At 72.4% G+C, this 22,441-nt stretch carries 15 protein-coding genes; 6 read left to right on the top strand and 9 right to left on the bottom strand.

What is annotated here, in order from left to right:
• Window positions 1–85 precede the first annotated feature (85 nt).
• Window positions 86–1,312, bottom strand: coding sequence for an acetate kinase (locus tag AB0E05_RS30610; RefSeq protein ID WP_361969508.1), 1,227 nt, complete (start codon window positions 1,310–1,312; stop codon window positions 86–88).
• Window positions 1,313–1,499: 187 nt separating this feature from the next.
• Window positions 1,500–3,599, bottom strand: a complete 2,100-nt coding sequence (gene pta, locus AB0E05_RS30605; protein ID WP_361969505.1) for a phosphate acetyltransferase — start codon at window positions 3,597–3,599, stop codon at window positions 1,500–1,502.
• Window positions 3,600–3,807: 208 nt separating this feature from the next.
• Between pta and AB0E05_RS30600 the strand changes: the two genes are divergently transcribed.
• A complete protein-coding gene (locus AB0E05_RS30600; protein ID WP_361969502.1) occupies window positions 3,808–4,833 on the top strand; it encodes a 6-phosphofructokinase in 1,026 nt (341 codons plus the stop codon).
• A gap of 104 nt (window positions 4,834–4,937) precedes the next feature.
• Here AB0E05_RS30600 and AB0E05_RS30595 read toward each other — a convergent pair whose 3' ends face one another.
• The 5 genes from AB0E05_RS30595 to AB0E05_RS30575 form a co-directional block, all read right to left on the bottom strand.
• Window positions 4,938–6,017: an NlpC/P60 family protein gene (locus AB0E05_RS30595; RefSeq protein WP_361969499.1), complete on the bottom strand. Its 1,080-nt coding sequence runs from the start codon at window positions 6,015–6,017 to the stop codon at window positions 4,938–4,940.
• Window positions 6,018–6,040: 23 nt separating this feature from the next.
• Window positions 6,041–6,523, bottom strand: coding sequence for a poly-gamma-glutamate biosynthesis protein PgsC/CapC (locus AB0E05_RS30590; RefSeq protein ID WP_361969496.1), 483 nt, complete (start codon window positions 6,521–6,523; stop codon window positions 6,041–6,043).
• Window positions 6,524–6,596: 73 nt separating this feature from the next.
• Window positions 6,597–8,141, bottom strand: a complete 1,545-nt coding sequence (gene pgsB, locus AB0E05_RS30585; protein ID WP_361969493.1) for a poly-gamma-glutamate synthase PgsB — start codon at window positions 8,139–8,141, stop codon at window positions 6,597–6,599.
• Window positions 8,142–8,147: 6 nt separating this feature from the next.
• Entirely contained in the window at window positions 8,148–10,418 is a 2,271-nt protein-coding gene (locus tag AB0E05_RS30580; protein ID WP_361969605.1) for a HAMP domain-containing protein, read from the bottom strand.
• Between the two features lie 264 nt (window positions 10,419–10,682).
• Entirely contained in the window at window positions 10,683–11,807 is a 1,125-nt protein-coding gene (locus tag AB0E05_RS30575) for a CapA family protein (RefSeq protein ID WP_361969490.1), read from the bottom strand.
• A 71-nt stretch (window positions 11,808–11,878) separates the two neighbouring features.
• Here AB0E05_RS30575 and AB0E05_RS30570 point away from each other — a divergent pair, with 71 nt between their 5' ends.
• Together AB0E05_RS30570 and AB0E05_RS30565 are read left to right on the top strand one after the other, a co-directional pair.
• Window positions 11,879–12,874, top strand: a complete 996-nt coding sequence (locus tag AB0E05_RS30570) for a hypothetical protein (protein ID WP_361969487.1) — start codon at window positions 11,879–11,881, stop codon at window positions 12,872–12,874.
• 374 nt (window positions 12,875–13,248) lie between these two features.
• Window positions 13,249–15,444, top strand: coding sequence for an FG-GAP-like repeat-containing protein (locus tag AB0E05_RS30565; RefSeq protein ID WP_361969484.1), 2,196 nt, complete (start codon window positions 13,249–13,251; stop codon window positions 15,442–15,444).
• Between the two features lie 211 nt (window positions 15,445–15,655).
• On the opposite strand, the gene AB0E05_RS30560 is transcribed toward AB0E05_RS30565, so the two are convergent.
• A complete protein-coding gene (locus tag AB0E05_RS30560; RefSeq protein WP_361969603.1) occupies window positions 15,656–16,489 on the bottom strand; it encodes a S1 family peptidase in 834 nt (277 codons plus the stop codon).
• Between the two features lie 1,259 nt (window positions 16,490–17,748).
• Between AB0E05_RS30560 and AB0E05_RS30555 the strand changes: the two genes are divergently transcribed.
• From AB0E05_RS30555 to AB0E05_RS30545, 3 genes are all read left to right on the top strand, one after another.
• Window positions 17,749–18,969 carry a helix-turn-helix transcriptional regulator gene (locus tag AB0E05_RS30555; RefSeq protein ID WP_361969481.1) on the top strand — a complete coding sequence of 407 codons (1,221 nt, stop codon included), beginning with the start codon at window positions 17,749–17,751 and terminating at the stop codon, window positions 18,967–18,969.
• A gap of 99 nt (window positions 18,970–19,068) precedes the next feature.
• Window positions 19,069–20,244 (top strand): hypothetical protein, encoded by a 1,176-nt coding sequence (locus tag AB0E05_RS30550; RefSeq protein WP_361969478.1) that lies wholly within the window; start codon window positions 19,069–19,071, stop codon window positions 20,242–20,244.
• Window positions 20,241–21,341, top strand: a complete 1,101-nt coding sequence (locus AB0E05_RS30545; RefSeq protein WP_361969475.1) for a hypothetical protein — start codon at window positions 20,241–20,243, stop codon at window positions 21,339–21,341. Before AB0E05_RS30550 ends, AB0E05_RS30545 begins: the two co-directional genes overlap by 4 nt.
• Before the next feature lie 173 nt (window positions 21,342–21,514).
• Here AB0E05_RS30545 and aac(3) read toward each other — a convergent pair whose 3' ends face one another.
• Window positions 21,515–22,369, bottom strand: coding sequence for an aminoglycoside 3-N-acetyltransferase (gene aac(3), locus AB0E05_RS30540; protein ID WP_361969472.1), 855 nt, complete (start codon window positions 22,367–22,369; stop codon window positions 21,515–21,517).
• Window positions 22,370–22,441 lie beyond the last annotated feature (72 nt).

Here is a 22,441-nt window from a genome sequence, read left to right as displayed (position 1 = left end):
GCGGATCCTATCGGTTTGTTTCGACTCGGAATATTCCGTCTGGTGGAAGATACAAATGGGCGGACATTCGCTCAGGCGAGTGAACTCAGGTGAGTGAATTGGCGGACACCAAGTCGAATGTCTGACGTGCGATCTCCAACTCCTCGTCCGTGGGGACGACCGCCACCGCGACCCGGGCGTACACCGGCGAGACGATCCGCGCCCGCGGCGACCGCTCGGCGTTCAGCTCCGCGTCGATCGCCAGCCCCAGCTCTTCGAGGCCCGCGACCGCAGCCTCCCGCACGAAGGCCGCGTTCTCGCCGACGCCGGCCGTGAAGGCGATCGCGTCCACCCGGCCGAGTACCGCGTAGTACGCCCCGATGTACTTCTTCAGCCGGTGCACGTAGATCTCGAACGCCAGCCGCGCCTGCTCGTCGCCCTCGTCGATGCGCCGGCGGATCTCCCGCATGTCGTTGTCGCCGCAGAGCCCCACCAGCCCGCTCTTCTTGTTCAGCAGGGTGTCGATCTCGTCCGTCGACATGCCCGCCACCCGCTTGAGGTGGAAGGTGACCGCCGGGTCCACGTCGCCCGAACGGGTGCCCATCACCAGGCCCTCCAGTGGCGTGAGCCCCATCGAGGTGTCCACGCACCGGCCGCCGGCGACCGCGGAGGCGGACGCGCCGTTGCCCAGGTGCAGCACGATCACGTTCACCTCCGCCGGCTCCTTGCCCAGCAGCTTCGCCGTCTCGCGCGAGACGTACGCGTGCGAGGTGCCGTGGAAGCCGTAGCGGCGGATCCGGTGCGCGTCCGCGGTCTCCACGTCGATGGCGTACCGGGCCGCCGACTCCGGCATGGTGGTGTGGAAGGCGGTGTCGAAGACCGCGACCTGCGGCAGGTCGGGGCGGAGCGCCCGGGCCGTGCGGATGCCGACGATGTTCGCCGGGTTGTGCAGCGGGGCCACCGGGACCAGCCGCTCGATCTCCGCCAGCACCTCGTCGTCGACGACGGTCGGCGCGCTGAACTTCAGCCCGCCGTGGACCACCCGGTGGCCGATCGCCGCCAGCTCGGGCGAGTCCAGCCCGAGCCCGTCCGCCGACAGTTCCTGTGCGACCGCCTTCAGCGCGGCCTCGTGGTCGGCGATCGGGGCGGTGCGCTCGCGCGGCTCGCCGCCGTCGCCCGGGGTGTGCACGAGTCGGGACGTCCGCTCGCCGATCCGCTCCACGAGCCCGACCGCGAGCCGGGCGCCGTCTCCCATGTCGAGCAGCTGGTACTTGACCGAGGAGGAGCCGGAGTTCAGGACGAGGACGCGGGAGGGAGCGGGCTTCGTGGTCACGTGCGTGGGGCCTTCTGTCGGGTGCGGTTCGCGGGTCTTCGAGGGGCGGGGTTCGGGGGCGTACGGAGTGCGCTACGCCGGCGCCGCGGCCGACCGGGCCGGTCGCGCGGGCTGCTCGGGAGTGTCTTCAAAGTAGCGTCGTCCGCCTTTGGGGCACGCCAGGCAGACGGGACTTTGAAGACACGACCTAGGCCCCCGGGTCCGGCTGGGCCTGGATCGCGGTGATCGCGACCGTGTTCACGATGTCGCCGACCAGGGCGCCGCGCGACAGGTCGTTCACCGGCTTGCGCAGGCCCTGGAGCACGGGGCCGACCGCCACCGCGCCCGCCGAGCGCTGCACGGCCTTGTACGTGTTGTTGCCGGTGTTCAGGTCGGGGAAGATCAGCACCGTCGCGCGGCCGGCGACCTCGGAGTCCGGCAGCTTGGTCGCGGCGACGGACGGCTCCACGGCCGCGTCGTACTGGATCGGCCCCTCGATCCGCAGGTCCGGGCGGGCCCGGCGGACCAGCTCGGTGGCCTCCCGCACCTTGTCGACGTCCGCTCCGGAGCCGGAGGTGCCGGTGGAGTACGAGAGCATCGCGATCCGCGGCTCCACCCCGAAGCGGGCGGCGGTCGCGGCGGACTGGACGGCGATGTCCGCGAGCTGCTCGGCGTTCGGGTCCGGGTTGACCGCGCAGTCGCCGTACACCAGCACCTCGTCCGCCAGGCACATGAAGAACACGGAGGAGACGATCGAGGCGCCGCCGCCGGAGCCGTCGGCCGCCTTGCGCGTCTTGATGATCTCGAACGCCGGGCGGATGGTGGCCGCGGTCGAGTGGACCGAGCCGGAGACCATGCCGTCGGCGAGGCCCTCCTCCACCATCAGGGTGCCGAAGTAGTTCACGTCGGCGACCACGTCGTACGCCAGCTCCACCGAGACGCCCTTGTGGGCGCGCAGCTCGGCGTACCGCTCGGCGAAGGGCTGGCGCAGCTCCGAGGTGTGCGGGTCGACGAGCTGGACGGCGGACAGGTCGATGCCGAGGTCGGCGGCCTTCTTGCGGATCACGTCCGGGTCGCCGAGCAGGGTCAGGTCGCAGACGTCGCGGCGGACCAGCACGTCGGCGGCGCGCAGCACCCGCTCCTCGGTGCCCTCCGGCAGCACGACGCGGCGCCGGTCGGAACGGGCCTGCTCCAGCAGCTCGTGCTCGAACATCATCGGGGTGACCCGGCCGCTGCGGGCCACCGCCAGCCGGTCCAGCAGCTCGGCGGAGTCGACGTGCCGCTCGAAGAGGCCGAGCGCGGTCTCCGCCTTGCGCGGGGTGGCGGCGCTCAGCTTGCCCTCCAGACCGAACAGTTCGGTGGCGGTGGGGAAGCTGGTGGCGGCGACGGAGACCACCGGGGTGCCGGGGGCCAGCCGGGACGCCAGGGTCAGCACCTCGTCGCTGGGCCGCTCGTCGAGGGTGAGCAGCACGCCGGCGATGGGCGGGGTGCCGGCGGAGTGCGCGGCGAGGGCGCCGACGACCAGATCGGCCCGGTCGCCGGGGGTCACGACCATGCAGCCGGGGGTCAGGGCGGTGAGGAAGTTCGGCAGGGTCGCGCCGCCGAAGACGAAGTCGAGGGCGTCGCGGGCGAGGCCGGAGTCGTCGCCGAGCAGCACCGTGCCGTTCAGGGCGTGGGCGATCTGGGAGACGGTGGGCGCGGCGAGCGCGGGCTCGTCGGGCAGGACGTAGCAGGGGACGGGGAGGCGGGCCGCCAGCCGCTCGGCTATCTCCGCGCGGTCGGCGGGCGCCACGCGGTTCACCGTCATGGCGAGGATGTCGCAGCCGAGCGCCTCGTACGCGCGAAAGGCGTTGCGGGCCTCGGCGCGCACCGACTCCGCGGTCTGGCCCCGGCCGCCGACCACGGGGATCACGGAGGCGCCGAACTCGTTGGCGAGCCGGGCGTTGAGCGCCAGCTCGTCGGGGAGCTGGGTGGCGGCGAAGTCGGTGCCGAGGACGAGGACGACCTCGTAGGCGCGGGCGACCCGGTGGAAGCGGTCCACCAGGTGGGAGACCAGCTCGTCGGTGCCCTGCTCGGCCTGGAGCGCGGACGCCTCGTGGTAGTCCATGCCGTACACGGACGCGGGGTCCTGGGCGAGCCGGTAGCGGGCCCGCAGCAGCTCGAACAGCCGGTCCGGCCCGTCGTGCACCAGGGGCCGGAAGACCCCCACCCGGTCCACCTGGCGGGTCAGCAGCTCCATGACCCCCAGCTCGACGACCTGGCGGCCGTCCCCGCGGTCGATCCCGGTCACGTACACGCTGCGCGTCACGTGCGCCCTCCGTCCGCCCGTCGTCACTCGACGTTGCAGTCACTCGTTCTGGCAAAAACCGAAGAAAAACCGCTGGTGCGCGGCTTTCCCCCTTGACAATACCTCTCCAAGTGGACTAGATGCCTGGCGGGTGGCGCGGCGTTAATGCGGGCGTGGAACAATTGTTTCTCGGCTCAGACGCCCCACTACGAGCAGGAGACACAGCGCTATGCGTATCGGAGTGCTGACCGCCGGAGGCGACTGCCCCGGTCTCAACGCCGTGATCCGCTCGGTCGTGCACCGGGCCATCACCGGGCACGGCGACGAGGTCATCGGTTTCGAGGACGGCTTCAAGGGCCTCCTCGACGGCCACCACCGCCCCCTCGACCTCAACGCCGTCAGCGGCATCCTGGCCCGCGGCGGCACGATCCTCGGCTCCGCGCGCCTGGAGCGCAGCAGGCTGCGGGAGGCCGCGGAGAACTGCGGCGAGATCCAGCGGCAGTACGGCATCGACGTGCTGATCCCCATCGGCGGCGAGGGCACGCTCACCGCGTCCCGGATGCTCGCGGACGCCGGCATGCCCGTCGTCGGCGTCCCGAAGACCATCGACAACGACATCTCCGCCACCGACCGCACCTTCGGCTTCGACACCGCCGTGACGGTCGCCACCGAGGCCATCGACCGGCTGAAGACCACCGCGGAGTCGCACCAGCGCGTGATGGTCGTCGAGGTGATGGGGCGGCACGCGGGGTGGATCGCCCTGGAGTCCGGCATGGCGGGCGGTGCGCACGGCATCTGTCTGCCCGAGCGACCGTTCGAGGTCCAGGACCTGGTCAAGATGGTCGAGGAGCGGTTCGCCCGCGGCAAGAAGTTCGCCGTCATCTGCGTCGCGGAGGGCGCGCACCCCGCCGAGGGATCGATGGAGTACCGCAAGGGCGAGATCGACCAGTTCGGCCACGAGCGCTTCCAGGGCATCGGCAACCGCCTCGCGGTCGAGCTGGAGCACCGCCTGGGCAAGGAGGCCAAGCCGGTCATCCTCGGCCACGTCCAGCGCGGCGGCGTCCCCACCGCGTACGACCGGGTCCTCGCCACCCGCTTCGGCTGGCACGCCGTGGAGGCCGCGCACCGCGGCGACTTCGGCAAGATGACCTCGCTGCGCGGCACGGAGGTCGTGATGGCCCCGCTCGCGGACGCCGTGACGCAGCTGAAGATGGTCCCGGAGAACCGGATGAACGAGGCGGAGTCCGTCTTCTGAGCCGCAGCGCACGCGCCGCGTGGCACTGCTGCCACGCATGGGGGCGGGGCCACCCTTGTGGGTGACCCCGCCCCTTGCGTGCGCCCGCGCGACGGGCGCGACAGCTACAGCCGCTTCGCGCTGCGCAGCGTCTTCGCGTAGTAGCCGTTGCCGTCCAGTCGGGAGACCCCGCCGATGTCGCCGATGGTGGGTCCGTTGACCTCCTCGCGGCTGGAGACGAAGATCAGATGGCCCTCGGTGTCGTGGCCGAGGACGATGCCGACGTGGTCCAGCCGCTCCTTGGTGCGGGCGTCCAGCTTGAAGAACACCAGGTCACCCGGTTGCAGTTGGTCGATCGCGGTCGGGCGGTCCGCAGGCGTGATGCCCTTCAGCGGCAGCACGTCCACGCCCTCCTTCGAGCGCGCCATCCCGTTCGCGGTGCGCGGCAGGCCGTCGCCCGAACGGTCCGACGACATCAGCGGATAGCGCCCGCGGAAGCCCACCACCATCCGGATGTAGCCCGAGCAGTCCAGGGAGCGGGCGCGCATGGCTTCCGGGGTGCCGGTCTTGCCGTCCCGGAAGGGGTAGGGCTTGCCGAGGTAGTCGTAGAAGTCGGACTGCTCAAGGCGCAGGTCGCCGTCCTCCGCGCCGGTGGTGTTCAGCGGGCCGAAGTTCGCGTCACCCGCGACGAGGCGACCCTGCTCGTCCTTCTTGTCCTGGACGCCCTGCACGTACTGGAAGGCGGACGCGAAGATGTCGTCCTCCTTGCTGTCCGCGTACTCCCCGTACCACTCCTTGAACCACTTCTCCTTCTCCGCGCCCTCGGACCACGCCTTGGGCATCAGCCGCACCCAGTCCGTGGTGGAGACCTTGGAGCCCGTCGACGCCGGCTCGGCGAAGGTGCGCGCCGGGCCGGTCAGCTTCGCGGTCTGCGCGCCGTCGGTCAGCACCGCCTTCACCCGGCCGTCGCCGCCGCGCAGCACGCTGCGCGCGGGGTTCTCCAGTCGGGTCCAGCCCTCCTCGCCCTTGTCGGTGGAGGCGCCGGTGGTCCCCTTTATCCCGTTCAGGACGCCGACGTTGCGGATCTCGGTGATTCCGTCGTCCTCCTGCTGGCGCAACTCCAGCGTGAGGTACCCGGACGTCGCGACGAGCCCGAGGACCGCGAGGACCGGCAGGATCCGGCGCGAGTTCTTCTTCAGTGCCATCGAAATTCCTCGATTCTTCGGACTCAGGCGGCGGGCATGACGCCGAGCAGCAGGCCGGCGGCGACGACGATGTACGCCATCATCGAGACGGAGGCCGTCGCGAGCAGCGTCGGCACCTTGGGCTGGCGCACCAACTGGTAGGCGATCAGGCCCGGGACGATGAAGCCGAGCGTCTCGTTCCCGTACAGCAGCGGGAACTCGATGGACAGCACGATCATCACGGTCGACTGGAGCAGCACCCCGAGCAGGACCACCGCGGCGAACAGCCGCTTCCCGTACAGGATCATGACCCGCTGCATCAGCTTGGTGCCGGCGTAGGTCAGCGCGGTGACCCCGACGACCATGGCCGCGCGCTGGAGGTCCTCGATGAGGGTCAGCGCGACCCACCCCGGCGTGATCATGCCGCCGGGGGAGAGGTTGGTGGTCAGGTAGCACAGCAGGGAGAAGAACAGACCTATGGCGATGCCCAGGGCAGCCATCTCGGGGGTCAGGGCGGCAGTGGTCAACTGGGGACTCCGGGCGGGTGTTGCGAGGCAGGGCGGACGGGACGTGCGACGGCGGCCGGCGGCCGTCCGCTGGTCAGGTGCGGTGGTGCGGAGGCCGTTGATCGCCCTCGTGGATGTCGTGGGGCGGGTGCTGCCGGTGGCCGAAGGGGTCGAACGGCTCCTCGGCCCGCGCCTCGGGGCGCCCGTCGGCCGCGGGCCACGCCCGGCCGTCCCACGAGCCCGCGGTGGCGGGCGGCGGCACCGGCTCCAGCCGGTGCTCGTCGGTGGGCTGGGTCGGGATCCGCACCACCGGGATCTCCTGGGTCTGGGACGCCTGGTAGCGCTCCTCGTACGCCACCGGGTACGGGGCGTACGGGTCCAGGCGCGCGGGCTGGGCGACGACGGGAGCGGCCTGGTGCTGCTCCTGCTCCGGCTCCGCTCCGCGCGTCGCGCCGCTCTCGTCGGCGGGGAGTTCGGCGAGGTACTCCAGCAGTTCCTCGCCCTGGCCGTGGATGTTGCCGATCGCGACGAGGGAGGAGCCGTCGGGCATCGTGCCGAGCATGGACGTCATGAAGTCCTCGGCCGGGCGGCGCTCGCCGCCGAGGTCGACCGCGCGGTCCCGCCACTCGGCGGGGACGGCGTCGATCGCGCTCTTGGCCGGGTGGCCGATGACGAAGACGTGGTCCGGCTTGAGGTCCGGGATCAGCTCGCCCATCTGCCCGTTGCGCTCCACGCGGTCGGGCCGGCAGTTGATCACGACGTTCAGCGGCCGGTTGATCGCGCCGAGGTCCAGCAGCTGGTTGACGTTCATCAGCGTCGACTCGGGGTCGTTGGCCGCGAAGACGTTGGCGAACGCCAGCCGCTTGCCCTCGGGGGTGACGTAGCGCTCCACGGACAGCACGCCCGGGTCCGGCGGGGCGTCGTACATGCCCTGGAGGGCCACCTGGCGCTCCACGCCGAGCAGTTCCGCGACGGTGAGCGCGATCGCCACGTTCTCCTTGAACGTGAACCAGCTGAAGCCGCGCAGCTCCTCGTCGGTGACGGTGTCCGGGTCGGCGTAGACCAGCTGGCAGTTACGGGCGTCCGCCTCCTCCTGGAGGATGTGGAAGCGGTCCTTCTCGGCCGTGACGCAGATGCCGTCCTGCGGCATCGAGCGGCACAGCGAGCGGGCGACGTCGTCCAGGGTGGGGCCCATCTCGGCGAGGTGGTCCTCGCGCACGTTGCACAGCACGCCGATCGTGGAGCGGATCAGCTTGCTCTGGTTGACCTCCTGGAGCGCCGGCATGACGGCCATGCACTCGATCACCAGGGCGTGCGGCCGGTACGTGGCGGCCCGGCGCACGATGCCGATCTGCTCCACCACGTTGGCGATGCCGAACTTGCGGTAGACCGGCTCCTCGGTGGCGTCGGGGTGGATGAAGCGCGCGGCCGTCCCCGTCGTCTTCGCGACGGTGACCAGGTCACCGCCGCGCAGCGCCCCCGCGCACAGCCGGGTGATGGACGACTTGCCGCGGATGCCGTTGACCAGCACCCGGCTGGGGATGGAGTGCAGGGCGGCGTAGTGCCTGCGCTGTTCCACGATCCCCGCTATCAGCAGGAACACCCCGCCGGTCAGCAGGACGAAGTAGAGGTAGAGCACGGCCGGTCACCTTCCGCCGACGCCGGGCTGGACCTCCGCGGTCCGGCGCGCCTGGTTGTGTCTGTGGGCCTGCGCCTGCTGACGCAGTAGTTCGAGGCTGCGGACGACCGCACCCACCTCGTCCGCGTAGCGCGGGTAGAGCACGGTCTTCAGGTCGCCGTCGGCGAGCTTCTCCGCGCTGGTGGCCAGGGCCCGCAGCGGTCGGACGACCACCAGGTAGATCCAGCCGAGGGAGAAGATGATCGCGGCCAGGCCCAGCATGCCGGCGAGCACGCTGCGGTCCTCGCGCTCGTACGGGGCGATCTGGAAGCGCTCGGCGTTCTGCCAGCTGACGACGGTCCAGCCGATGTCGGCCGTGATGCCGCCGCCGGAGAACGGGGCGGCCGCGGCCACCGTGACCTTGCTGCCGTCGCGCAGCAGCAGACCGGTCTCGACCGGGTCCGCGCCCACCCGGACGCCGGCCGCCCGCACGATGTCGGTCAGCGAGCTGCGGGGCAGCTTCTCGAACGCCAGGAAGCCGTCGCTGCCGGCGATGGTCAGGCCCTCGTCGTCCACCACCCGGACCTCGCCGAGCCCGGGCCGGGCCAGCAGGGAGTTGAGGAACTCCACCCGGATCTCGCCGACCAGGGTGGCGCCCTTGCGCTCCTGCACCGGGGCCGCGGCCTGGACCACGGGCTCCTTGCCGCCCTTGCCGGAGACCCGGACCAGCGGCTCGTCCTTGTCGGTGCTCCAGTCGGCCGGGTCGGCGCCCGCCTTGGAGATCACCTTGCCGTCGGCGTCGACGACGTACAGGGCCCGGTAGCGGGTGTGCTTGTCCAGGGCCTTTTGGAGGGTGCGGCCGGTGGCGGACGCGTCGTCCGCGCCGATCAGATGAGAGGTCGACACGAGGTCGGCCTGTGCTTCGTTGAGCGCCCTGCGGACCCGGTCGGCGATCAGGTCCGTACGGTCGCGCTGGTCGTTCACCATCGTCATCGGCACGCTGACCGAGCCGTCGGTGCGGTTGAGCAGCAGCCCGACGGGCACGCACCACACGAGCAGCAGGGCCAGCGTCAGGGCGAGCGGGCCGCGGCTGCCGATGCGGATCTTCTTGCGGCGCGGCGCGGCGTCGGCGCCCGCGGAGCCGCCGGGGGTCGCGTCGTCGGCTTCGGTGTCGAGCTGTTGGCGCAGGCGCTCCAGGGCGGCGCCGATCCGGGCGGCCTCGCCCCAGCGGGGCACCGTGACCGGTCGGGTCCGATCGCCGCGGGCGATCCGGCGCGACTCCAGGAACAGCCGCAGCAGGGGCCGTTGGACGGTCGTCCACAGCACGGCCGCGGCGAGCAGTCCGAGCGCGACGAGGACGCCGGCGGCGACCAGTCCGTACAACTCGCGGTCGGACTCCCCGGTCTCCTCCTGCACCACGGGCAGCAGGGACACCACGGTCAGTCCGAGGCCGGCGGCGACGCTCTTCTTCTCCTCGGGGTTGGCGGAGGCGAGGGAGGCGTAGCCGGCGAGGGCGACGCGTCCGTTGTACTCCTTGCCGACGAGCGTCCCGCTGACGCCGGGGTAGCCGCCCGACCCGGGTTCCTTGGCCCGTACGGGGTGTTGCTCGGCCCGGACCGCCGCCTGGTCGGAGAGCTGGCTCATCTGCTTCTGGAGGAACGCGAGCTCCTTGCGCTCCTGGTCCGAGTTGAGCGCTTCGGCCCGCTCGAAGCCCGCGGTGGCCAGCACCTCGCCGTCCTTGGCCACGACCGCCATGGTGCGGAACTGGCCCAGGTTGATGGCCGGCACGGACAGACTGCTGGAGGCCAGCAGCAACTGCTGCGGCCGGTCCTTCCAGTCCAGCACCGCCATGATCATCAGGCGTACGTCACCGGTCTCCAGGCGCACCATCCGCGGGGTCAGGGCGCCCTTCCCGGTGAGGACGTCCTTGTCCAGCCAGGCGAGCGGGATCGTTTCCCCGCGCGCGGCGAGGACTTCGCCGCTCTCCACGTCCAGCACCGTGGTGCCGGTCCACTTCTGGTACGTACGGCCCAGGTCCGACAGGATGCGCTCGGGCTTCACGGGCTCGCCCGCGCTCAGCGCCTTCGCGGTGCGGTCCAGGTCGGCGACCCGCTCGTCGACCGAGGCGCGCATCGCGATGGCGCCGTCCTCCGCGAAGTGCTTCTGCGAGGTGAGCACCGCCTTCGGCGCGACCGCGTCCTTGCTGGGGCCGAGCACCTTCGCCGTCAGGGCGGCGAGGGCCAGGATCAGTACGCACAGCACCGCGATCGGCGGACGGATGCCGCCGAGGAGGGGCATGTCCGCGCGCTTGCGGCTGCGGCGCCGGCCTCCGCGCACGGAGTACGCGGCATTGCTCGGTTTCACTGGTGCTCTTTCCTGGTTCCTACGGGCTGCGGCTCGGGTGCCTGCGGGCGGTGGCCCCGGTGTCCTGCGGGCCGGGGCGCGGGGCGGGGCCCCGCCGTGCTCCTGCGGCGCCGCCGAGGGCCGTGTTCGGGATCGGGACCGCTTGGGGGGCGGATTCCGCGGGGCGGGGGCGCACGTCCGTTCCGCCCGTCCTACGCGTCAGTCCTTCAAGGAGAGTTCGGCGAGGCCGTCGCCGCCCGGCGCTCCCCGGTTGAAGAGGAAGCCGCGGGTGCGGTCGATGGCGAGGCGGTAGCGGGCGAGCCGGGCTTCGTTCAGCTCGCCCGGGTCGTCGAGGACCCCCCTGACGTCGACGAGCCGATGGGCGTCGACAGACCCTTCGGGGGCCTTCTCGCCCGCTTCCACCTCCGGCGGGATGTCCACCAGCGTGGTGCGGTAGCGGGCGGCGACGTCCCATCCGGAGGTCGTCTCGCGGAACTCGAACCAGCCGATCGCGCCTTCCTCGGTGAGGCCGGTGGGGGAGGAGTGCCGGGCGATCTGGTTGCCGAGGCTGTAGGCGACCCAGGTGCCGTTCACCTTCTGTATCGGCTGCACCACGTGCGCGTGGTGCCCGATGACCAGGTCGATCCCGGTCTCCGTGGTGATGCGCTCGGCTAGCTCCAACTGCGGGACGCTCGGTTCGTTGTAGTGCTCAAGCCCCCAGTGCACCGACAGCAGCACGACTTCGGCGCCCTGCTTGCGGGCCCGCTCCTCGGCCTGCTTGATCTCCTTGGTGCTGATCCGGTTGAAGGCCCAGCGCTCCTTCTCGGGGGTCGGATTGAGGAAGGACTCCCACGAGTAGGAGAGGTGCGCCACCTTGACGCCCTTCACCGTCCGGATGTTTATCTTCTCGGACTCTTCACGAGTGCGGGACGACCCGGCGTAGCCGAGGCCGACCTCGTCCATCGTGTCCAGGGTGCGGCGGATGGCCTTCAGGCCGTGGTCGTACGTGTGGTTCGAGGCGGTCGAGCAGGTGTCGTAGCCGACGTCCTTGAGCGCAGTGAGGATCTGCGGCGGCACCAGGAACTCCGGGTACCCCTCGAAGGGGCCCTCGGGCTTGGCGACGGGCGTCTCCATGTGGCAGATGCCGAGGTCGGCCTTGCTGATGACGGGCTCCACGCCGGCGAGCATGGGGCGGAAGTCCAGCCCGGCCTCGCCCTTCCCGGTCTTCTTCGCATCCGTGGCCGCCTGCTCGATCAGCTCGGGGTGGATGAGAACATCACCCGCGGCGGCGACGGTGAACGAGCGACCGCCCGGCTTACTCTGCGACTCCGAGGAGGTCGACATACAGCCGGTGGTGAGTACGGCGAGGGCCGCCGTCACTGCCAGCGCACGACCTATAGGGAGAGAATCACAGAATGTCACCGGCAGATTTTCCCACGCCGCCGAAGCCCGACCGTCCGCCCGGCATCACGAGATCATCACTTTCTGTTCGACTGATCGTTGTTGCGGGGGCCCTCGGAACGGCTCTGACGCTGGTCGGATGCCAGGCGGAACCGGGCGACGACAAGGGCGGGAAGTCGGGGTCGCGGGAGCTGGTCGACGTCAACGATCGGATCGTCAGGTACGCAGGCCAGGCGGAAAGTCGGGACGCGTACAAGCCGCCGGGCGACAAGGACCGCGAGCGCATCGCCCGCGGCGTCGGACACCTGCTGGACGGCGACCGGGAGAAGGCCGAACACGTCCTCGATGACGCGGGCTTCCGTGTGACGAGACTCACGGACGCCGTGTCCGGCAAGCGATACGACGAGGTTTCGGCCAGTAAGTCCGGAAATAGCGCTCGGTGGGGACGGCTCTACCTCAACGCCGACGCCAAGGTCCGCTGGAGCGTGCAGGTGCCCCACCCGGTCGCCGACCGCGACACCGAATCCCTCGGCGCGCACCTGATGGAGAACACCCCCGGCGGCGCGCTCGTCGTCGCCGGCGCCCACCGCGACGCCGGCAAGGGGGACGCGGCGGACGTGGCCCACCGCACGGACAGCGTCTTTCACGCAATCGTGGCCGAATTGCAAAAGCGCCGAATTCCCGGGATCCAGTTGCACGGCTTCGCCCAATCGTCGAATCGCCCCTATGAAGCGATCCTCTCCACCGGCGCCGTACCGACGGTGACGCCGGACGTCACGGGTCTGGCCGACCTCCTCACCGACAAGGGCCTGCGGGTCTGCCGCGGATGGTCCGACCGGTGCGAGCTGGAAGGGACCACCAACGTCCAGGGGAAGGCGGCGAAGCGCCACAAGGCGACGTTCCTCCACGTCGAGCTGGCCCCGAAGGCGCGCGGCAACGGCAAGGACGCGAAGGAGGCGGCGGAGGCACTGTCGACGGTGCTCGCGGGTTGGTCGGGCACGGCGCGCTAGCGCGTCCCGCGTGCTGGTGCCGCTGGACGGAGCGCCGTTGTCCTGCGGGCGCGTTGGTCCCTGCGGGAGCGTCGTGGCTTGTCGCGCAGTTCTCCGCCCTCTGTTTCGCTTCCCCATCAGCTTCGTCTGCGGGCTGGGGCAGGGGTTTCAGGGGCGCGGGGAACTGCGCGACAAGCCATCCACCGGGCCCGGGTGGCGGCGCCGACGGTGGCGTGTCGTTGTGGGTGGCAAATATTCCAAGGCGCCTGTCAGCGGGGGCTGTTACTGTCCGGACGCTTGTGTGGGGGGAGTGTGGCCGCCGCGTGTCCGTGCGTGCCGCCGACTCGTCGTGCCGTCGCCTTCCTCCACGACCGCAGCCGACCATCGGAGGAACTTTGAGACTTACCCCTCAGCCCCAGCGCGCGACCGTACGCCGGATCCTCGGCGTCTCACTCGCACCCGTCCTCGCGCTGGGCGCGGTGACCGTCGCAGGAGTCGGCGCAGCGCCGACCGCAGCGGCGGCACCGAACGCCGTCACGCCTTCGGGCGTGGCCGGCCCGTGGAGCGCCCCGGTGGCGCTGACCGGCACCACCGACGTCGTGGACGTCATCGATGTGAAGACCGCCGCCAACGGCGACGTCGTGGCCGCGTACTACCGGGAGATCGCCGGTACGTGGAACCACGAGCTGCGGGTCGCGGTGCGGCCCGCGAACAGCGCCACGTGGGGCGCGGCGACGGTCCTGGACACGATGGACAAGGGCCGGGAGAGCGTCCAACTGCTGCCGGCTCCGGACGGCTCCGTCACGCTCACCTGGGTGCGGCCGGGCGACTCCCGCACCATCCGGATGTCCACGCTCGCCGCGGGCGGTACGACGTGGTCGGCCCCGGCCGACGTCGTCACGGGCGGCGGGAACGTGCGCGACGCGTTCCTCGCGATCGGCCCTTCGGGCCGGGCCGCCCTGGTCTGGTCCCGGTACCTCGACCGGTCGACCGACGTCTTCGTGTCCGAACGCACGTCGCCGGGCGGAAGCTGGTCGCCGGCCCATCAGTTGGATGCCTCCTCCGCCCTGGACGGCGACGTTCCGCAAGCACTCTTCGCAGCCGACGGATCGTTGACGGTCGTCTGGACGGCCAGCCACGTGATCGACAACACCGCCATGGTCGCGGAGAAGGCGGCCGGCGCGACACAGTGGACGGCACCCCGCTCCGTCTCCGGACCCGAGAGCGACCTCGGACTGGTCCGGGCCGGCACGGGTGCCGACGGCACGGTCGTGCTCACGTGGAGCAGGTTCATCGGCAGCGACCGGAAGATGGAAGCCGTCGTGCGCCCGGCCGGCAGCACCCAGTGGGGCGCGGCTGAGGAGATCGGGCCGGCCGACGGCGCCGTGGAGACGTATCCGCTGGTGGCGCCGAACGGCGAGATCACCCTGGTGTGGGCCAGCCGGGGGCATCAGGGCGGCTTCGGCACGCACACCTCCACCCGCTCGACCAGCGGCACCTGGTCCCCCGTCCAGACGCTCTCCACGGAGTACGTCCCCGAGCAGTTCGACGCCGAGATCGGCCCCGACGGCACCGTGCACGCGGGCTGGGTCCAAGAGGCGGCGGACGGCACCGGCCGGATCTTCCAGCACGCCGCCCGGGTCAACGGCGTCTGGACGACGCCGAAGACGCTCAGCAGGAAGCCGTCGGGCGTGGCCATCGGCCAGGTCGTCGGCGGTCCCGAGGGCCGTACCACCGCGGTGTGGCGCGAGTCGACCGGAGACTTCACCGGCCAGCTGTGGACCGCGGGGACCGGGCTGCCCGGCGGGGAGCCGCCCGTGACGCCCGCCGTGCGCCGGGACCACGTCGGGGGCGACGGCTTCGTGGACGTCTTCGCGCAGACCTCCACCGGCGCGCTCACCGTCTACAAGGGCAACGCCACCCACGTCTACAGCGCCAAGGTCCAGGGCGGCACCTGGCCCACCACCTCCACCCTGGTCCCGTACGGCGACCTGGACGGCGACGGGGCCAACGAGGTCCTGGTGCGCGACGGCGCGGGTGTGCTGAAGGCGTACCGCCCCGCGCGCGGCGCCGTCGTCACCCCCAACAGCCCGTCCGTCACGGTCGGTTCGGGCTGGGGCGGCTTCGACGCGCTCGTGTCCTCCGGAGACTTCACCAAGGACGGACGCCCGGACCTGGTGGCCCGCGACGCGGCCACCGGCGACATGTACCTGTTCGCCGCCACCGACAAGGGCGGGTTCAGCCGCGTCGGGCGCATCGGCACCAACTGGAAGGCGCTGACGGTCGTGGGCGCGGGCGATCTGAACGGGGACGGGCACGCGGACCTGCTGGCCCGGGACGCCGCGGGCGCCCTGTGGCGGTACGACGGCACCGGCGCCGGCACCATCCGTGCGGGTGTGAAGATCGGCACCGGCTGGAACGGCTTCACCGCCATCGTCGGCGCCGGTGACCTGACCAAGGACGGCAAGGACGACGTGGTGGGCCGGAACGCGGCCGGCGAGCTGTGGCGGTACGACGGCACCGGCGCCGGGACCGTCCGCAACGGCGTGAAGATCGGCACCGGCTGGAACGGCTTCAGCAAGCTGTCCTGATCCGCAAGACAGGCCCTGGGTGGACCCGGCACCGCCCCCGGCGCGGTCCGTACGCCGCGCCGGGGGCGGTCACCGGGGTCGGACCGGTGGCTCCTGCCCGAGGGGCCGGGAGGGCGAGCCACCGGCAGCGACCTCGGAGGATCCCCGAGGTCCACCGGGATCTGCTGGTGGACGACTGCTCCGCGCTGGTCCCGCGGGCTGGGAAGACGCTTTAGAAGACGCTGAGGCCGTAGAGGCCCAGCGGCCGGGTGACCGGCTCGTAGAACGTGGTGCCGCCGACGGAGCAGTTGCCGCTGCCGCCGGAGAGCAGGCCGTACGCGGTGTTGCCGGCGAAGAGCGGGCCGCCGCTGTCACCGGGCTGGGCGCAGGCGTTGGTCTGGATCGTGTTGTACACGAGCTGGCCGCCGCCGTAGTTGACCGTGGCGTTCAGGCCGGTGACGCTGCCCGTGCGGTAGCCGGTGGTGCTGCCGGAGCGCTCGATGCGCTGGCCGAGGCCGGGGGAGCCGGCGTTGACGATGTCGCGGTAGGTGCCGTTGTACAGATAGACCCGGCCGTCCGCGGCGGCGGGGTTGGCGTGCCGGATGACTCCGTGGTCGTACACCGGGAAGACGGTCTGCCCCGGCACGGCGGAGCCGATGTTCCAGTTGGGCCGACCGCTGGTGCAGTGGCCCGCGGTGAGCGCGAAGAACTGGCGCGCCGAGTTGATCACGTTGAAGCCGAGGGAGCACCGGGCGCCGGACGAGGTGATGGCCTCGCCACCGGCGATCAACCGGCTGAACTTGCCGGCGGTGCGCTTGATCTCCAGCGCACCGGCCTGGGCGCCGGCCGCCTTCTTGATCTTGGCTATCTCCGCCGCCGAGACCGTGCTGTCGGCGGTGATGACGACCTTGCCCGACGCCTTGTCGGTGTACCAGGCGGTGCCGCCGACGTCGGCGCCGAGGACGGCATCGCTGGCCTGGACGAGCTGGCTCGCGGTGGCCTTCGCGCCCGAGGGGGCGTCCGCCGCCACGGCGGTGGGGGCCACGAGCGCGGACACGGTCGCCAGGCTGGCGACGACGGTGGCGGCGCGGGCTCTTCGGGCGACGAAGCCCGTGGACAGGAGCGTCTTGACCTTCACATGTCCTCCGATGAGGGGTCCTGGGCCCGTATGCGTCGGGCCCACGTCACGTGATCGGCAGGCCCATGGACCGTGCGGGAGTCCTGGGGCTGCGTCATCGATGGAGGGATCTTCTGCGTGACCGGTCCCTGCCAACAAGTTCGGCTTTCGGACGCTCTGGCGGGGGACTCGGAGCGCTTGAGCAGGGTTGGCAGGAAGGCGCCCTTGTCGGGAGCGGAGTTCGACGCGGGGGCGCACAGCGGTGTGACGGCCCATCAGGTTCGACGTGTCGGCGCCGTACGGATTCCGGTGCGCCCCTGCGCGGCGCGCACTCGGGGGATTCGCGCCACCCGTGGCGTTCCCAGGTGATCTCCGCCGATATCAGGGGCGAATAAAGGTGCGGCAGCTCAGCGTTGTGTCGGGGGTGGTTGGCGTGTCGGCCCCTTCGGCCCCTCGGGACACCTGGCTGATTCGTGAAGATCGCGTGGAGCATTCCGGTACGTCCTGTGGAGTGGCGAGGGAGTTCGAACCCGTGGTGCGCCCGTCGTCGGCTGCTGCCGCGGAGATTGGTGAAAGGTCGGAGCGCTCCGTGCGCCCCGCGGCGGGAAACTGTGCAAGGGGTCGAACGGCGCCGCGTCCGTATGGGGCGGATTGCCCTCCTTGCCGTATCGGCTCCCGTGTCCGGTTCGACGCCCCCGCCCGCGGTGGCGCTGCTTCCGCGTTTCCTGGAAGGAAAGCGTCCGGATACTGCCGGGGCGGCAGTGACGGATGACCACCCGAGGGGTCGCGCCGGTGCGGCACCGGCGCGGCGTCCGTGCCGCATCCCTGCCGCATCCGTGCTGCATGGATGCGGCACTTGTGCGCCGTTCGTGCGGCGTTCGCGGACGGGGCCCGGTCCGTCGGTCGCGGGTGACGCGGGGGAGAGGGGCCGCGACCGGCACCCGTGCGGTCCGTCCCGGCCACTCGCCCCCGCGTTCCCCCGTCCCCCGTTCCCCCGTGATGCCGTCCCCCTTCTTCCCGGATCCCGGAGAGTCGGACTGCGAACGACCGGCGGCCGACGCTTCCCGGCCGACGGTCGAGGGGATGGCGCAGATCACTCTTGAGCCGCACCGGCCGCATGACAAGGGTGGAGCCCGTCCGGGACACTTCTGGGACATGTCCCGATGCTGTCCCGGCTGGTCAGCGCAAGGACAGAGATCGGAGGACGGATGGACGCCGGCCGACGGAGCGCGCCCGATCCGGAAGACGCCCGCACAGCCGCCGAGTTCGTGGCCAGGCTCCACGCGCTCAAGGACTGGTCCGGTCTGACCTACCGCGAACTCGCCCAGCGGGCGAGCGCGGTGGGGGACGTGCTGCCGCGCTCGACGGTCGCGAACATGCTCAGCCGCTCCACCCTGCCGCGCGAAGAACTCGTGGTCTCCTTCGTCCGGGCCTGCGGCTGCGGCCCCGACGGCATCGACTCCTGGATGCGGGTGCGCAAGGAACTGGCCCGTCGGGAGCGGCAGTCGACGGAGGTCCCGGAGTACGGGGCGGGCGGCGCGGCGGCCGGCGGGGCCGTCGCCGTGGGCGAGCCGACCGCGGTGGACAACGGTGTCGAACGGCTGACGGACGTTCAGGGCACGGACGGCGAGCGGGAGACGGCCCCGCGCTCCGAGTCCGGCACGGGTGCCGCGTCCGACACCGCGGCCGACCCGTCGGATCTCGTCACGGACACAGGAGCCCCGGGCGCCCCGGTCGCTCCGGGCGACGACGCCAGCGGTGCCGTCGACTCCGGCGCGCCCGCCGACGGGCCGTCCCCGGCCCGCACCGAGCGCTCCAGGCCCTCCAGGCGGACCGTTCTGCTCCTCGCCTCGGCCGTCGTCGTCCTCGGTGCCGTCTTCGCGACGCTCGTGCACATGATGCGCGACTCCGACGACACCCCCGGCCCGCCGCAGGGCGGCGCGGTCCAGCACTCGTTCTCGATGGGCCCGGCGCTGCTCACCCCCACGCCAGGCAAGGTGTTCATCCGCCCCGTCGACTCGAACTGGTGCCTGGGGGAGCGGGGCGACGACACCGGCCGGATCTTCCAGGTCGACTGCGGGAGCAAGATCCTCCCCGACTTCCGCATCGAGGTGGGCCCGTCCGGCTTCTGGCTGGTCGAGAGCTACCACCCGGTCCGCGGCGAACGCTGCACCGGCACCGCGGGCCGAAGACCGGCGTACGGCTCCGCCTTCGTCAACCAGGAGTGCGGCCGGCGCGGCGAAGGGGAGGAGTTCCGCTTCGAACCCGTCACCACGGCCGGTCAGGGCGTCTTCGCGATCCGCCCCGTGTACCCCGGCGGCTGCATGACCCTGGAGGCCGCCCCCGACGAGATCAGCACCCTGCTGGCCCTGCGCCCGTGCCGCGAGGGCCGGACGGGACAGCGGTTCGTCCTGGAGCGCAGGTCCTGACCCTTGGCATCACGTGATCACGACTCCGGCCCTGCGGACCCGTTGATAGCCTCCCGTCCCGAAAGCGGACGCGACGACCGGACGCCGGGGCGGGGACACATGCGAGGCGCGGACGGCGAAGGCCCCGGGCGCGGCGACACCGGCGCGGCCGACGCGCCGGTCGCCCGGTGGCAGCAGTGGCGCCCCCGCACCTGGGGCGCGCTGGCACTCGCCGCGCTGGTGCTCGTCGGCGCCGGCGCGTACGCCGTACGGGCCTACACCGCGCGCCAGCAACTCGCGGACAACCAGCAACAGTTGGCCGACGCCTGCTGGGGCCTGCTGCCGCGGGACCACCTGCGCCCGCACCTCCCTCACGACACCGCGGGACGTCTCGTCGAGTACGGCACCCTGCTCCACCCCGACCAGGAGAGCGGGGCGCTGCTGGACTGCCGGCTGGCCTGGGGCGGGGTCAGTGCGGAGGTGCGGGCGACCGCGCCGCTGCGGCCGGGGCCCGACGCCCCCGACACCGTGCAGCCGCCCGACGCCGCCTTTCCGTTGGCGCTCCCGGCGAACGCGCTCGGCAGCGCCGACGGTGACGACGACACGGCCGCGGCCGTCCTCGTCGTCACCTGTCCCAACGGCCTCGCCAGACGCACCGGGCGCAGCACCGACCTCCAGGTGCGGGTGAGCCTGCCGCTGGCGCGACCCGGCACGCCCGAAGAGCCCGACGGGCCCACCCGTACCGAAGCGGCCCGCACCGCCGTGGCCGTCGCCGACCGGATCGCCGTACGCCAGGGCTGCGGCGGCACCCCCCTCGGCGAACTCCGCGCGGCACCGACGCGCCCCGACGCGTCCCTGTGCCACTGGCTGGACGCGGACGCCCTCGGCCTGGCCGGCACCTGGACGTCGCGGCCGACCGGCCCGTACGCCACCCGCGCCGGCCACTGCGAACTGCGCGCCCGACCCGTGCCGCAGCGCCCCGGGGACATCGTCGCGATCGAGGCCACCAGCGCGTCCGGGGCGTGGTCCCGCGACATCGCGGAACAGCAACAGGGCGCCGCCCTGCCCCACTTCACGGCCCGGGCGACCGCGCGGTGCGGCGGCGCCTCCACGTACCACCAGGTGGTCGTACGGACCCTGGATTCCGCGGTGGTCGACCGCCAGCCCTCCCGCGAACAACTGGCCGAGCAGCGGCGGTTGGCGCGCACCGTGCTCGACCGCTACGTGGCGGCGGAGGGTGCCTGGCCGGATCGCTCGGGCTGCCGCGGCACCCGGGTGTTGGAAGAGGCGCCGTGATCATCCTCGACGACCCCGAGGACGAGGGGCGCCCGACCGCCCCGGAGCCGGCGCGCCGATGGCCCCCGGTCCGGCTCCGCACGGCCGCCGTCGGCGCGCTCGCGGCGCTGCTGGCGCTGCTCACCGCCTGGTTGACCCTCGGCGACGGCCTCGACCGATGGCGGGGCGACACCGTTCTCGCCTCCGCCTGCGACGGGCTGCTGCCGGTGGCGTCGGCGCGGGCCGTCCTCGGTGACGGCCGGCTCGCTGAGCGGCGCGACCCGTCGTCCGCGGCGGACGGCACCCCGGCGGACCACCGGTGCGTGGTCGCCCGGACCGGCGAGGGCGGCAGCAGCGTGGACGTCGCCGTGCACCGCCTGGCCCAGGGCGCGGACGCCGTCGGCACGCCGTCGTACCCGGGCACGGACGTCCGGTGGCCCGTACCGCTCGGACCCGGCTGGGACGGCTTCTTCAACGGCAGCACGCGAACGGAGCCGCGCGCGCTCGACGCGACGGTCGCCGTCCTCGTCGTCTGCCCCCGCGGTGGCGTGGACCTGCTGATCACCGTGCGGGCCGTCGTCGCGGACGGCGCCGTGGACGACCCCGCCGACCGCGTACGCCTCGCCCGCCTCGCCACCGGCACGGCCCGCACGTCCACGGACCGCCTCGACTGCGGGGCGCACCTCGGGGCGGACCCCGCGGCGATCGCGCTGCCGTCCGCGCCCGACGAGGACGTCCCCCCGTCCGCCGCCCGCGGCGCCTGCGCCGGCGTCCCGCCCCCACCCGGCCGGGCCTGGTCCCGCGCCCGCGAGACCGGCCCCGGCGTCGCGCTCCGCGAACACTGCGAGCTGACTCCGGCGGGCGGGGACCACTCCCGCTACGTGCTGGACGCGTACTACGGCCCGTACGCGGAGGAGATGCGCGAGCGGGTCGGAGCGGCGGGCGACGGTGTGCTGTCCGCCGAGTCGACGTGCGCGGGGGGTGCGGTGCGCGGCTTCTACGTGATCCGCTCGCCGCGGCCCGGGGAGGACGGCGCGTACCCCCAAAGAGCGTTGGACGCGTTCGCGAAGAGGTCGTCCACGACCCGCACCTGCGAGTCGCTGACGCGGTCGGGTTGAGCCCGGCGGGGCGTGCTCGCGCAGTTCCGCGCCGTACGCCCGCAGCGCGTGGGCAATAAGGGGGCGCGGGGAACTGCGCGACCAGCCACCCACCGGGCCGCAGATCGCAACGCACCAGCAAGGGGTGACGCACCCGGGCGGAGCGCGGGCGGGCCTGGTTCACCGCGCGCCAACTAGTTCGTGGCGCCTACGTTCTTCTCCAGCCAGGCCACGGCGAACCGCACCGCGTCCGCCGCGTCGAAGACGTGGCTTTGCGCCGCGCCCACCAAACCCCCGCTCCCGACCCCCGCCGCCAGCATGTCGCGGGCGATCACTTCGAACGGCCAGGTGCCCTCCGGGACCACCGGCGCGTAGTCGAACGCGGCGTCGCCCGTGTCGATGTCGCGGAAGCGGCGCCAGACCCGTTCGCCGTTCACGAGGATCGGCTGCTCGTACTCCACGAAGCGTTTGCCGGGGGCGTCGGCCAGCGCCTCCGCGTGGTGGAGGATCGTCAGGGAGTCCAGGGGCGCGCCCAGGAGGAGGACCCGGCCGCCGCGGGCGACGAGGCGGGCCAGTGGGCTGTCGGGGCCGTGGGGGTCGTCCCAGGGGTGGTCGGACATCAGCTCCGTCGCCGCCGCGCCGAGCGCGGCGAAGCTCGCGTCGGGGTGGCGGCTGCGCACCGCGCCCGGCCAGCGGCGCAGTGCCTCCGGGAGGCGGCCGTTGTTGTGGTCCGCCTCGCTGAGGACGGGGTCGTACGCGGGGTGCTCCGCCCGCAGGACGTCCTGCCAGGCCGGCGGCCAGTCGGTGAAGTCGTACGGCGGGGCGTCGTTCCAGCCGCAGGTCACCATCAGGGTGCCCCGCTCGCCCACGACGTCCCGGAGCGCGTCGATGACCGTCGGGGCGCCGCCCGCCACGTACCCGACGGCGGACATCTGCGTGTGGAACATGACGGTGTCGCCGTCGGCGAGACCGAGCGCGGTCAGGTCGTGGCTGAGCCGACCGCGGGTGACCGGACCGTCGGAGAGCTTGAGCAGGGCCAGTTCGTCCATGGGCGCGACGCTAGTGCCCCTCCCGGCAAGCTTTGCCCTGTCGTCCCGTCCGGCACGCACCCTCGCCGCGTT

Origin of the sequence: Streptomyces sp. NPDC048057, assembly GCF_040653095.1 — a bacterium.
GTDB lineage: Bacteria > Actinomycetota > Actinomycetes > Streptomycetales > Streptomycetaceae > Streptomyces.
The sequence above is the reverse complement of the archived record's forward strand: the minus strand, read 5'-3'. Positions and strand labels throughout refer to the sequence as shown.

What these genes read in the sequence shown, in the direction of transcription:
- AB0E05_RS30580 (WP_361969605.1), bottom strand. Translation starts at nt 10,418, where the DNA reads ATGCCCCTCCTCGGCGGCATCCGTCCGCCGATCGCGGTGCTGTGCGTA.
- AB0E05_RS30575 (WP_361969490.1), bottom strand. Translation starts at nt 11,807, where the DNA reads ATGTCGACCTCCTCGGAGTCGCAGAGTAAGCCGGGCGGTCGCTCGTTC.
- AB0E05_RS30570 (WP_361969487.1), top strand. Translation starts at nt 11,879, where the DNA reads ATGTCACCGGCAGATTTTCCCACGCCGCCGAAGCCCGACCGTCCGCCC.
- AB0E05_RS30550 (WP_361969478.1), top strand. Translation starts at nt 19,069, where the DNA reads ATGCGAGGCGCGGACGGCGAAGGCCCCGGGCGCGGCGACACCGGCGCG.
- AB0E05_RS30555 (WP_361969481.1), top strand. Translation starts at nt 17,749, where the DNA reads ATGGACGCCGGCCGACGGAGCGCGCCCGATCCGGAAGACGCCCGCACA.
- AB0E05_RS30595 (WP_361969499.1), bottom strand. Translation starts at nt 6,017, where the DNA reads ATGGCACTGAAGAAGAACTCGCGCCGGATCCTGCCGGTCCTCGCGGTC.
- AB0E05_RS30600 (WP_361969502.1), top strand. Translation starts at nt 3,808, where the DNA reads ATGCGTATCGGAGTGCTGACCGCCGGAGGCGACTGCCCCGGTCTCAAC.